This is a genomic window from Bilophila sp. (genome assembly GCF_057864385.1).
This window is the reverse complement of sequence record NZ_DBMAFI010000045.1, coordinates 17,807-28,992: the sequence shown is the minus strand read 5'-3', so window position 1 is coordinate 28,992 and position 11,186 is coordinate 17,807. Positions and strand designations below refer to the sequence as shown.

Annotated in this window: 10 protein-coding genes and 1 pseudogene; 6 read left to right on the top strand and 5 right to left on the bottom strand. The window is 53.1% G+C overall.

The window, feature by feature from the left end; translation table 11 throughout:
• Positions 1-323 precede the first annotated feature (323 nt).
• Together ACZM8Y_RS13120 and ACZM8Y_RS13115 are read left to right on the top strand one after the other, a co-directional pair.
• Positions 324-692, top strand: coding sequence for a tyrosine-type recombinase/integrase (locus ACZM8Y_RS13120; RefSeq protein WP_489501780.1), 369 nt, complete (start codon positions 324-326; stop codon positions 690-692).
• Between the two features lie 25 nt (positions 693-717).
• Positions 718-1,323 (top strand): annotated as a pseudogene (locus ACZM8Y_RS13115) (hypothetical protein); the annotation flags it as partial.
• Between the two features lie 92 nt (positions 1,324-1,415).
• On the opposite strand, the gene ACZM8Y_RS13110 reads toward ACZM8Y_RS13115, so the two are convergent.
• The gene (locus tag ACZM8Y_RS13110) at positions 1,416-1,901 is read right to left on the bottom strand and encodes a hypothetical protein (protein ID WP_487480101.1); all 486 of its coding nucleotides are present in this window, start codon (positions 1,899-1,901) and stop codon (positions 1,416-1,418) included.
• Positions 1,902-2,120: 219 nt separating this feature from the next.
• On the opposite strand from ACZM8Y_RS13110, the gene ACZM8Y_RS13105 reads away from it, so the two are divergent.
• The gene (locus ACZM8Y_RS13105; RefSeq protein WP_487480102.1) at positions 2,121-3,155 is read left to right on the top strand and encodes a DUF3089 domain-containing protein; all 1,035 of its coding nucleotides are present in this window, start codon (positions 2,121-2,123) and stop codon (positions 3,153-3,155) included.
• A 593-nt stretch (positions 3,156-3,748) separates the two neighbouring features.
• Here the strand turns inward: ACZM8Y_RS13105 and ACZM8Y_RS13100 are convergent.
• Entirely contained in the window at positions 3,749-5,344 is a 1,596-nt protein-coding gene (locus ACZM8Y_RS13100) for a hypothetical protein (RefSeq protein ID WP_482332986.1), read from the bottom strand.
• A 66-nt stretch (positions 5,345-5,410) separates the two neighbouring features.
• Complete coding sequence (locus ACZM8Y_RS13095; RefSeq protein ID WP_302551647.1) at positions 5,411-5,890, bottom strand: type III secretion system chaperone; 480 nt, start codon at positions 5,888-5,890, stop codon at positions 5,411-5,413.
• A gap of 353 nt (positions 5,891-6,243) precedes the next feature.
• Between ACZM8Y_RS13095 and ACZM8Y_RS13090 the strand changes: the two genes are divergently transcribed.
• From ACZM8Y_RS13090 to ACZM8Y_RS13080, 3 genes are all read left to right on the top strand, one after another.
• Positions 6,244-6,387, top strand: coding sequence for a hypothetical protein (locus ACZM8Y_RS13090; protein ID WP_479859383.1), 144 nt, complete (start codon positions 6,244-6,246; stop codon positions 6,385-6,387).
• Positions 6,388-6,775: 388 nt separating this feature from the next.
• Positions 6,776-7,267 (top strand): cupin domain-containing protein, encoded by a 492-nt coding sequence (locus ACZM8Y_RS13085; protein WP_482332989.1) that lies wholly within the window; start codon positions 6,776-6,778, stop codon positions 7,265-7,267.
• Between the two features lie 29 nt (positions 7,268-7,296).
• A complete protein-coding gene (locus tag ACZM8Y_RS13080) occupies positions 7,297-7,731 on the top strand; it encodes a 2-thiouracil desulfurase family protein (RefSeq protein ID WP_479858454.1) in 435 nt (144 codons plus the stop codon).
• A 965-nt stretch (positions 7,732-8,696) separates the two neighbouring features.
• On the opposite strand, the gene ACZM8Y_RS13075 is transcribed toward ACZM8Y_RS13080, so the two are convergent.
• Both ACZM8Y_RS13075 and ACZM8Y_RS13070 read right to left on the bottom strand, forming a co-directional pair.
• The gene (locus ACZM8Y_RS13075; RefSeq protein WP_479858455.1) at positions 8,697-9,551 is read right to left on the bottom strand and encodes an amidohydrolase family protein; all 855 of its coding nucleotides are present in this window, start codon (positions 9,549-9,551) and stop codon (positions 8,697-8,699) included.
• Positions 9,552-9,699: 148 nt separating this feature from the next.
• Positions 9,700-11,175 carry an SLC13 family permease gene (locus ACZM8Y_RS13070; RefSeq protein ID WP_482332993.1) on the bottom strand — a complete coding sequence of 492 codons (1,476 nt, stop codon included), beginning with the start codon at positions 11,173-11,175 and terminating at the stop codon, positions 9,700-9,702.
• Positions 11,176-11,186 lie beyond the last annotated feature (11 nt).

Sequence of the window (11,186 nt, the reverse complement as noted above, 5' to 3'; positions counted from 1 at the left end):
CCTTGATGTGGCCAGCCTGGACAGCTGTGGTCAACGGAGCGGGCAACACCAAATGTTATGAGGTGCCGGTTACGTCGCGGTTGATGCTTTCCAGAAACGGGTAAATTCAGACGATTCGCCTGCAAGTTTCCAAATGAGGGCACGCTATGAGCGATATGACAAGCACGGAAAAAAACGGCGTCTCATCCTGTTCAGTCTTCTGGGCGTTGCCCTTGTCGTCTCCTACTCCTTGCGTCCTTTTTCCTGTTTGCCCCGGAAAACCGCCCGCCACGGCCCGACTAACTTCGGCAAGAAGAGACACCATTACCGGCAAGGCGGGACGCATGAAAATGCGACGCGACCATCCTGTCCCTCTCAGCAGGCAGGCATCGACTGTTCTGGAAAAACTGCGGGCGTATTCCGGCGGCAATCAGTACGTCTTTCCCAGCTACCGTTCCGAAGCCATTCCCTTTGGAAAAACCGCTCTCAGCAGGGCCATACGCCGCATGTTTTTTGGAGAGGATGAAATGTGTCCGCATGGTTTTCGCGCTATGGCCTCCCCCCTTCTTAATGAACTCGGCTACAACCGGGACTGGATTGAGCGCCAGTTTGCCCACGCTCCCACGGAGCAGATACACAGGATTTACAACCGCGCCGAATATCTGCCCGAACGCCGCCGTATACTTCATGGGCCGACTATCTTGACGGCTTAAGCGCCAAAGCCCTTCAGGTTCCGGCGCTGTCATTTTCGTGGGAGATACGGCGGTCAAGGCATCCAGTGTGGACAGGAATTTCAGTGTGTCCAGGCTGTGTAAAAGGCTCGGAGACTTCAAGCCCGGCTACTACTCCGAGCGGATATTCCACAAGCCCGCTCCAGAGCCTGTCAGTCATGTCTGCCGGAAGGAGTGGCGGGAGTATCAAAAGGAACGAAGAAGACAGGAGGAAAAGAAAAACGCCAGAGAAAGGTGGGAGAAAGAACGGGAAAAACTGGAACGGCAGCAGAGGGAACGCCGGAAAACAGCCACTACCCGCCTTGCCCGGCACGGGCTTTCCCTGCTGAATATCGCCCAACATTTTCTAACGACACAGGAACAGGAGGAAAAACGGCGTTGCGGGACAGTCAGCCTCAACCAGAAAAACAGGAACGACTTCCGCGTTTCAAGCACTGGCTTGGTAAGCATACCCCGTATCTTGCGCATATCTGGCGTTTCCGCAAACGGATTGCCCCGGCGTGAAGGCCAGACAACGGGAATTCCCCAGAGTAGGCTGGCTTCCCCGTATACAGCTTATTGGGAAATGGTCAAAAAGCGTTTTCCTGAAGGCTGTGTTATAGAAAATGGTTGATGCTTTTTTCCTTGAAACTCCAAAGGGATAACCGGAAAAATGCCTCAGCCGTGGATCCCGCCAAGGGGAAAACCGGAAAAAAGGCTGTATTTTCATCGCACTGTGGAGATGAAACAACCATAAACTATAACAGAGCCTTCCTGAAAAGATGGACGAGTCACGGCTGGATGCGGCCATTGCCCTGTATATGCGTTGTGCAGGATACACAATGCAGGAAGTTGCCAACGAATTGTATAGACACACCCCGCCCCCACGGACAGAACCGTGATGAACGGATAGACTACGGGCGCAGGGTGGTCTGGTACGCCTTTGGAACGGCGGGAGATATTGATATCACCAACATCAACCCCACGCAGGAACAGATTCAGAAGTTCAACAGGGAGGCGGAAGATATGGAACAGGAGCGGATAAACAGGCAAAAACGGCCCGTTTTCCGGCTGCGATGACACCCCCGTCTGCCATTTGCCCCTGCCGGGAAAATCCAGCCTTGGCAAAAGATGGGCATATGCTGTGCTTTCAGGCTCTCCGCCGCAAGCCCGGCAACAAATCAATGACGCCGGGTGCTGCTTGACATCCACTCCCGTCTGCCGTAGGCGGAAAAAATGGTGACCGGGGGCGTACAATTATGACAAAGGCTCTGTCAGAGTACATGGTTGTTTTCATTTCGGCAATATACTGAAAATATATGCTTTTTCTCCAAATTTTCCGCTGGTGGGCTTTGTGATTTGGGGATTTTATTGGTTATTTCTTTGGAATTTCAAGGAAATTAAGCATCAACCGTTTTCTATGACACAGCCATGACAAATCATGCAGTGCGGAACATTCTTTTTTCCCGTCTTTTTCTTGCCGTCCTGCTAGCCGCCCTACTGTGTGCATGCAGCGGCAGGGGCATCACTGGCGAGGCGGGCTGCACGGAAGGCATTCCCGACTATGGACGCCGGGAGAACTGGGCGTTCTTCATGGCGGGCGAGGACAAGCCCGTTGATCTTTTCATCATCGCCCCCACCGTGCATCTGGGCAAGGACGGCGCAATGAATGCGGCTCCAGACGATGCGGATTATCGCGGAAGAACTGTCGGAGCATTGAGGATGCAGATTGGAATCTATGCCGATCACTGCCGCGTCTTTTCACCATACTACCGCCAGGCGACTCTGGCTGTCTATGGCCTTGAGGAGCACAGACGGCAGAGATACATGAACATTGCCTATGCCGATATACGCGCCGCCTTTATGAGCCATGCGCGGGACTTCCCTGACCGGCCCCTTGTCCTGGCCGGTTTTTCCCAAGGGGCGGAACTGGCCCTGCGCCTGCTTATGGAATTTTTTGACGAGCCATCGTATCAGGACAGGCTAGTGGCCGCCTACATCATCGGCTGGCGCGTCACACCGGAAGATGTCTGGCGTTTCCCGCATTTGAAAATGGCCAAGGGCGAGGAGGATACTGGCGTCATCGTCTCCTTCAACTCCGAATCCGAGCATATCTCCTCTTCCCTGTTCGTGCCCGCAGGCCGGAAGACATACGGCATCAACCCACTAACCTGGAAGGCGGACTGCACCCTGGGCGACAAAAGGCTTAACAAGGGCGCGTGCTTCACTGATTACACCGGGACCGTCAAACGCGAGATCCCCGCGCTGACGGGAGCCCGCATCGACCCCCGGCGCGGCACGCTCAAGCTCCCCGACATTTCGGAAAAACAGTATCCCGGTGTACTCTTTGAAGACGGTGTCTACCATATCTACGACTACCAGTTCTTCTACAGAAACCTTCAGGAGAATGTAGGGAAGCGCATTGCGGCTTGGCTGAAAAGCAGAAAACTCCGTGCGGAGGATTGACGGCCTCACTCAGAGGTGGTTTCGATCTGTACTGTATCAAAAAGCGACAGCGACACATACTACCAAGCCTGTTTTATCTTTTTTTCAATGCCAACTATTAGTATTTTATTCAAAATTCATACTTTTTATTGATAATATTATTAAAAAAGGCCCTGTTATAGTTTGTGGTTGTTTCATCTCCACAGTGCGATGAAAATACAGCCTTTTTCTCCTATTTTCCCCTTGGCGGGATCCACGGCCAAGGCATTTTTTCGTTTATCCATTTGGAATTTCAAGAAAAAAAGCATCAACTATTTTCTATAACACAGCCTTAAAAAATATTTTCAATAAAAATCATCTCGCATAAATTTATGGTGCTATTATGCACAATAGAACCTATATTCCATTCAATAAATCAACTTTTCTTAGTGATGAACTAGCGTCAGATGAAAAGTGTATAAAAAAATTCCGTCCGGCGCAGGCCAGGCGGAATTGCTGATTAAGGGTTTTAGCCTGTTGAGGAAGCTGCGCTTCCTCAACAGGCAACCACCAGGCTACGCGGGTAGTTGTGCTTTTAATGAGCCTGGAGGCTGGGAACTGTGGATATTTGTTTGTTATCCGACAGTCGGCGCTGGGACGAACACTGGCGCAGTGTCGTTGATGGATCCGTCCGGATGGATGGTGAGAGTGAGATGGGAGCGCTCCGCATAGTCACCCTCTCCGCCGCCTTCCGGTCGCGTCCTGGTAGAGTGGCGCACAAGGATATCACCGCTGTCCGTGCGGCTTATGTCAAAAGCATATCTGGCGTTATTGCCATCCAGCGGATGCCCCGCGGCCTGCTCCAAGCGGCGCAGCAGAAAGTTGGAGTTCTGGCTCAAGGTTGCGCTCAGGGTTCGCCGTTGCGCCTCTGAGATGCCGGGTGCCAGTTGGTTCACCTGTGCGTCGAAATCACGCACAAAACCACGGGCACGCTCGCCTAGGGCTTTATCGCCTTTCGGGTTCTCGCCGCCCATGACACTCTGCAAGTCGGTCCAAGCTCCGGTAATCATGTTTTCTCCCATTACCATGCTCAGTGTGGTGTCGGGGCCGTCGGCCTGGTGAAACGTGAAGGTGACCGGGCCGCCATTGAACATCTTCTGCAAGCCGGCGCATTCGGTGAACATTCTTAAATGCACCTGACTGCCCATTTTAGCGAGGGTAATATCACCCAGGTTTTCCAGGCGTATCGTGTCGTCTATATTCCTGCCTTCATGGTGAGCCGCTTGTAGTATTTCATACGGCAGCTGGTGAAGCACACGGTTTACGCAATTCCCCCTGGCGACGCCACCCCAGTCATGCACCCCCTCGCACAGGGCCGCCTCTAGTTTTTTCAGCCTGGCGCTGAAAGCGGCAGCGAAATCGCGTGGATTGTCCGCCGCTGGCGGAAGAGCCTCGCCGCTGAAACAGGCCTGCCAGATGGTCGAGCGGGTCAGCGGGCCGTCGTTTTGAAGTTCGCGCATCCTGCCAAGATACAAACTGGCGAAGACAATGGAACTATAATCCCCGGAGTCCGGCGCTGCCAGAGCGCAGAGGCGGCATTTGTCTTCCAGATTGCCCGGAGTGCGGGACAGGAGTCCTTCCGGCGCAACAGGACTGGTATCCCTAGAAAGTATGTGTTCTATGCCTCCCACCTGGCCATATTTCACGGCGTTGAACATTTTCTCCTCACTGCTAAGGGCAAGACGGCCGGAAAGCAGATCCTCCGCAACAGCGGCCTTGATTTTATAGCGCAAGGAATCCATGTCGCTGCCGAGGGGGAAAGCATTTTCGCCCCTCGCCTCAATATATTTGTCAATGGCTTTATCCAAATTATGCTCCGTCCGTGTGCCGTCTGGCGAAAAGCCGGAAATAAAGTTGCCGATCGCAAGTGTAGTAATGCGCTTGGCCTCGGCCTCCACCTGCATGATCATGCCGGCAGTAAGCGGTTTGCCTTGCTCCATGGGCCCCTGCAGCCGATCCGAGGCCATCTGGAAAGCCGTGTCGCCGTAACTTTGCTTGATAGAGTCCAGAAAGGCGCTCATGGTTGCCCGATGCGTGGAGGCCAGGGTGAAAAAGCTGCCGAAACCGCCCACATCTTTCAGGGTGGTTCCGGCAAGTTTCACGGTGCTGTCTGCGGAGTGGGCGTGCTGCGCCGCCTGCACGAAGCTGTTGATATGGAGATCTGTGACCATATTGTTTCCCTGTCGCGTTACGCGGTTCAGTGTTCAGCGCGGGCGTGTGCGGAACCGATCTTGCCTTCAGACCCTGATGGCATCCGCAGAAAATATGTACGCGCGATCCTTATTTTCCGCCGTACCCCCCTGTTTCTCCATCCCTGGCAAATCCGATGCTTCCGCACACCGCGCATGCCAGTATTCTGCGGTATGCAAAAAATTTGCCACCAAGGTGGGGAAGTTTTGCACCGTGAGGGTCTGCATATCTTTAACTATCTGTAATGTAACGAATGTAAGCTCAACATCCAGCGCCAAGGTAGCTCCGCAGGTCTGATGGAACAGGTACTGCCCCTGCAACAGCTTCTGATAAAAAAGTTCACGCCCCTGCGTGGGCACAGCACCTACGGAAGCGGCCATAAATACCTGTTCCGGGCCTTCAAGATATTCAATGAGCAGAGGAAATTCGCCGCAGTCGCAAAAAATCCTGCCATCATCGCCAACACTGATGGCAGTATTAGCTTTTTCGGACAGGGCCCGAACAAGTTCCTGAAAGTGTTTTTGCATAGTCTCTCCCAAAATGACAGGGGTGAACGGGGGTTAGCCCTCATCAATATCGCCAGAGGCTTGGCTCTGTAGGTGCAAGGGCTTCAGTCATGGCGCTCTCCGACGTACTAGGTCGGCAACTGCCGAAAAAACAAATTGCCGGGAGATTTTAAGTGCCTAGAATCAGCGCAGATATTCCCCGAAGGTATTATATCACCCGCACTCCCGGCAGCGTACACAGAGAGGCGGTTGCACTTGCCGAAGCAAGAACAACCCCGCGGGTGTCGGCGGCGGGTCCGCCTAAGGCAAAGGTGTTACGAACACATACAAACAATATGCCAGAAGGGGGGGAGAAAGCAAGGTAAGGCGGGACTATGATGGACGTTGGCGGTACAGTCGGAGAACGGGAGGCTAAAAAACCAAACGGTAAAAACCAAAATCCGGCGCTTGCGGTATCCGTGAGCGTCGGATTTTTTATGCCTGCTGTCCTGAAAGCACTGTCCAGAGAAGCACAATAACACCCGGCAATATCCTTTTTCTTTTGGGGGATTTGTTGGGGTATTTTTTGGAAAATTTATTTTTTCATAAATATATCAATATATTATTGATTGAAAATGGCCCTGTCATAGTACACGGTTGTTTTGTTTCAGCAATATATTGAAAATATATGCTTTTTCTCCAATTTTCCTGCTGATGGGCTCCATAATTGAGCATTTTATTGGTTATTCCTATCTCAAGAAAGAAAGCATCAGCCGTTTCCCATGACACAGCCTCTCGAAACAGGTACCATTTCAGGCCCAATACGCTCTGGGATATGGCGGTTGCCTTTCGGATCGGGTATGGCGTACACATGGCCCAGGGCATCATGATGCCCCGCCCTTCAAACCACAGGCCAAGGAAGAAAAGATGACCCCCCAGAAGCTGGCAGATTATTTCGGCATGTCCCCGCATCCTGAAGGCGGTTTTTTTACCGAGACGTACCGCAGCCAAGGATCGATCCCCGCCGATGCCCTGCCCGGTTTTGGAGGGGCGCGGAACTTCTCCACGGGCATCTTGTTCCTCCTGCGCCGGGGGGAATATTCCCATCTGCATCGGCTGAAACAGGAAGAGATGTGGCATTTTTATCTCGGCGCCCCCCTGCGGCTGGCGATAATCAGGCCGGATGGGGCGGCGGAAGAAATCCTTTTGGGGCAGGATGTCCTCAACGGGCAGTACCTCCAATACACCGTTCCGGGCGGCTGCTGGTTCGGCGCAACCCCGGCGGAAGGTTCCGATTTCGCATTGGTGGGCTGTACCGTGGCTCCGGGATTTGATTTTGCGGATTTTGAAATGGCCGATCCCGACGTTTTGGGGCGGGCATTCCCCCACGCCGCCGGGCTGATACGCGAATTCTGCTAGAATAATAGAGCATTAGGATGGATCCGAACATGGCCAGACAGTATGTGGTCAGCGCGTGCCTTGCGGGGGAACCCTGCCGGTATGACGGCGGTTGCTCTCCCTGCCCGGCGGTACAAAGGCTGATCCGTGCGGGGCAGGCCCTGCCGGTATGCCCTGAAACCCTCGGAGGGCTTCCGACGCCGCGCGTCCCCTCGGAAATCAGGGGCGGGCGCGTCGTCGCCAAGGACGGAACGGACGTAACCGACGCCTTTACCCGTGGGGCGGAGGAAGCCTTGCGGCTGGCACAAGAAAACGGCTGTACGGCGGCGATCCTCAAAGCGCGGTCGCCTTCCTGCGGCTCCGGGGAAATCTACGACGGCACCTTTACCGGAACCCGCGTGCCCGGCGAAGGCGTTTTTGCCCGTATGGCCCGTGAGGCGGGGCTTGAAATCTGGAACGAAGAAACGTTCACCGAAGGGAAATAGCTTTTGGCTGTGTCCTAGAAAATGGTTGATGCTTTTTTCCTTGAAGCCCCGAAGAAATAACCGGCAAAATGCCTTGGCTATGGATTCCGCCAAAGGGGAAACCTTGAGAAAAAGTATTCATTTTCACTGTGTTGTGAAAATGAAGCAACCGTATACTCTGACAGCGCCTGGCTTTTATGCTCAATACATTTTTTATGGCTGTATCCTAGGCCATGTCGTTCTTTGACATATAACTCTTTTAAATTATTAAAACAATATTTTGCAGATTAAAAATAGTTTAATAATTTAAGTATATTATATTTAATTGACGACACGACCTAGAAAATGGTTGATGCCTTTTTCCTTGAAGTTCCAAAGGAATAACCAGAAAAATGGCTCAGCCATGAATCCGCCAAGGCGGAAACTGAAAAAAAGCTGCATTTTCACCGTGCTGTGGAGATGAAATAACCGCATACGATGACAGAGCCACGGAAAACCTTCTCAGGCATGGAGCCTCCGAAAAAAACAGAAAGGGGCTATCCGTTAGGTTGAACACGTTGATGATGTTAGCTTGTGGAGAAGGCAACTCATGATTTCCTAGGCTGTGTCGTTGGCCATATATAATATATTAAAATTATTAAACTATTTTCAAAATATAAAAATATTTTAATACTTTAATTATATAAAAACCAATGACACGACCTAGAGCAAATGAACTTTAAGAAATTACAATTTGAAAGTTTAAGATACGCCCGCTCCGGCATTGAACAGCGCAACTACATAGTACTTATGCCTTCGCAGCGGCCGCCTGCTTCCCGCAGTCGAAAAAGAGCATTTTCCAACGTGGAAACGCTCTAGCCATAACAGACCGGCTGGAATTCCACTATAAAATTCCAGCCGGTCTGTTTTGCATTGAGCTGCCCAAGGATTACCTACGGGGAGTTCTCTCAGGCCGTATTCAAAGGGGTGATGACGGCTTTTTCTGTCTATTCGGAAGGCGCTTCGACGCCGAGCACATCCGCCGCATTCTGGTACATGACCTTGGGCAGCACCTCCGGCCTCAGACCCCAGTTTCGATAGTAGTCGACAGCTTGCTGCATGGATACACAGGGATAGGCAGTCCCAAACAGGAATTTTTCGGGAATGAAATAGTTCGCGGCAGCAAGGTAGTCTCTGTTTCCCGGCACGTTCATCGTGTACAGATCCGGCGCGAGATACACATTTTCCCGGTTGAATGCCACATGGCAGATTTCGGTTACGAAGGGCCAGCCACCGTGGGCGATAACCAGCTTGAGGCTTGGGAAATCCAAGGCCAGCCGATCGATGATGAAGGGGCTGTTGTACGTCAGATCTGGGGCGACATACCCCCCAAAGGACAGGAATACGGGGATGCCGTGCTGCTGGCACAATTCGTAGATCGGGTAAATCCGCTGATCATTGGCATAGAGCGGCGTGGAACAGAAGCCCGGCTCCAACAGGATGCCCCGGCAGGCCCCCTTGAGGGCGAAATGTTCCGTTTCCCGCAGGGCTTCCTCACCATCAAGAGGATCGATACCCGCAATCCCGATAAACCTCCCGGGATAGGCCGCGTCCAGCCGGGCAAGGTCGTTGTTGTCCATACCTGTGGACTTTCGGATCAGCACGGCTCCAAGCGTGATCCCTGCCGCGTCCATTTCCTCTATGAACAGGCTCATGGACCGTTGCCGCGCGGATTCGCCGACAGACATCCCAAACCGCGGCGCGAAGGCTTCGGGCTCAAACAATTCCCGTCCGGGATTGTTGAACATCCCGTCCCGTATACTTCCGAATGGCGGACGGGTGCGAACGTCAAGTATCTTCATGGTAAAGCTCCTTTTGCGGCGTCCGCCGCTCTATATGCTAGGCGTGCCGTCATCTTACATATAACAAATTGAAATTATTCAAAATAACCTTTTTATAACTTAAGTAGTTAAATAATTTCAATATATCATATCAAATTGACGCCACAACCTAGAGGCGGAAACCGTAGACCATTGCGATTATGGGGAACCCAAACAGGAACAGGACGATCAGCCCGGCAAGCACCGCGCTGAACCCCGCCTTGAACGAAGTACGCACACCGATCCAGTCCACGTTTGAAAACAGGACCGCCGCCACGGTGGATGCTGCCGGGGTCGCATAGGCGCAGGCCGCGGCGATGATCACGAGCACGGTGAGCGCCACAGGGTTCAGGCCGAGGGACTGGCTGACCTGCCATGCGATAGGCACGGCGATGAGGACCAAGCTGACGTTATGGGTGAACTGGGTGAGCAGGTTGATGACGATGGAGAACAACACAAGGAAAACGATGACGTTGGCGTCCTTGAAGTAGGTGTTCATGACTTCGCCGAGCCACGCGGTGATGCCCGCCGCGTCGCTGCTCACCGCCGCCGAAACCGGCAGGGCCGCCGCGGTAATCCAGAACACATGCCAGTGGATGCCGTCGCGGGCGCACTCATCGAAATCAAGGAGCGGCCTGCCTTCCAGCCGCATTACGCAAAGGGCGATGAGCACAACGGCAATCGCGGCGAGGAAGTTGAACTGTCCGAGGATGCCAAGGACGTTGGGGCCGCCCATCATCAGGTTGGGGAGGAGCATCAGCCCCATGAACACGATCAGCGCGGCTCCGGCGATCTTCTGGGCGGGGTTCAGCTTCAGATCGTTGCGCATGGATTCCAGATAGGCTTCGGACAGATTGCGGAGCTTGCCCACATCCGGCTTGAACACATACTTCATGACAAGGAAGTAGGCCACAATAAAAAGGATACACAGCGGTATAGTGGTCGCCATGAACGTCAGATAGTCCACGGTGTACTGTCCGCCGGACGAAGCCTCCAACGCTCCGATGGCCAGAATGCACACGTTCCCCCAAGGCTTGCAGCCGAACGAGAGGATGGCCGATATGGCGACCCCCGCCAGCAGGTAGGCCGGATAGCGATCCCCCTTCTTATAGCCGATTTCATCGAACACACTGTACATCAGGTTCCATACGAGAAACACGACCGCGTTTCCGTCCACGAGGAAGCTCACCACGAAGGTTCCCAGCAGAACCATAAAGGTGAAGCACCACGGCTTCCCCGCCAGCCCTTTCCGGCTTAGAAACCAGCAGGATAATTTCTTGTTGATGCCGCTCTTCTCGCAATATGCGGTGAACACGAGCACCAGCAGCATGAAGATGACCAGATGGTTGCTGAAGGCGCTGGCGAAGGCGGCCTGCGGGGTCTTAAAGTAGCCGCACAAGCCAAGGGCAAAGATGCTCATCATGCTGGGCCACACGAAGCCGATAAAGGTCCAGCCGTAGAGCAGGCCAATGAAAATGCCCACAATGGTCATGCCGAACGGGGTCAGTGCGTGGAACGGCAGGTATCCGAAACAGAAGGTAAGCAGAAAGTAGACGAACGTATGTATCCAGTAGACGGCGCGTTTGCGGCTGTCGACAGTTTCCACAAGAATCTCCT

Coding starts and splice junctions, on each gene's coding strand:
- ACZM8Y_RS13120 (WP_489501780.1), top strand. CDS start 324: ATGAAAATGCGACGCGACCATCCTGTCCCTCTCAGCAGGCAGGCATCG.
- ACZM8Y_RS13105 (WP_487480102.1), top strand. CDS start 2,121: ATGACAAATCATGCAGTGCGGAACATTCTTTTTTCCCGTCTTTTTCTT.
- ACZM8Y_RS13100 (WP_482332986.1), bottom strand. CDS start 5,344: ATGGTCACAGATCTCCATATCAACAGCTTCGTGCAGGCGGCGCAGCAC.
- ACZM8Y_RS13095 (WP_302551647.1), bottom strand. CDS start 5,890: ATGCAAAAACACTTTCAGGAACTTGTTCGGGCCCTGTCCGAAAAAGCT.
- ACZM8Y_RS13090 (WP_479859383.1), top strand. CDS start 6,244: ATGATGGACGTTGGCGGTACAGTCGGAGAACGGGAGGCTAAAAAACCA.
- ACZM8Y_RS13085 (WP_482332989.1), top strand. CDS start 6,776: ATGACCCCCCAGAAGCTGGCAGATTATTTCGGCATGTCCCCGCATCCT.
- ACZM8Y_RS13080 (WP_479858454.1), top strand. CDS start 7,297: ATGGCCAGACAGTATGTGGTCAGCGCGTGCCTTGCGGGGGAACCCTGC.
- ACZM8Y_RS13075 (WP_479858455.1), bottom strand. CDS start 9,551: ATGAAGATACTTGACGTTCGCACCCGTCCGCCATTCGGAAGTATACGG.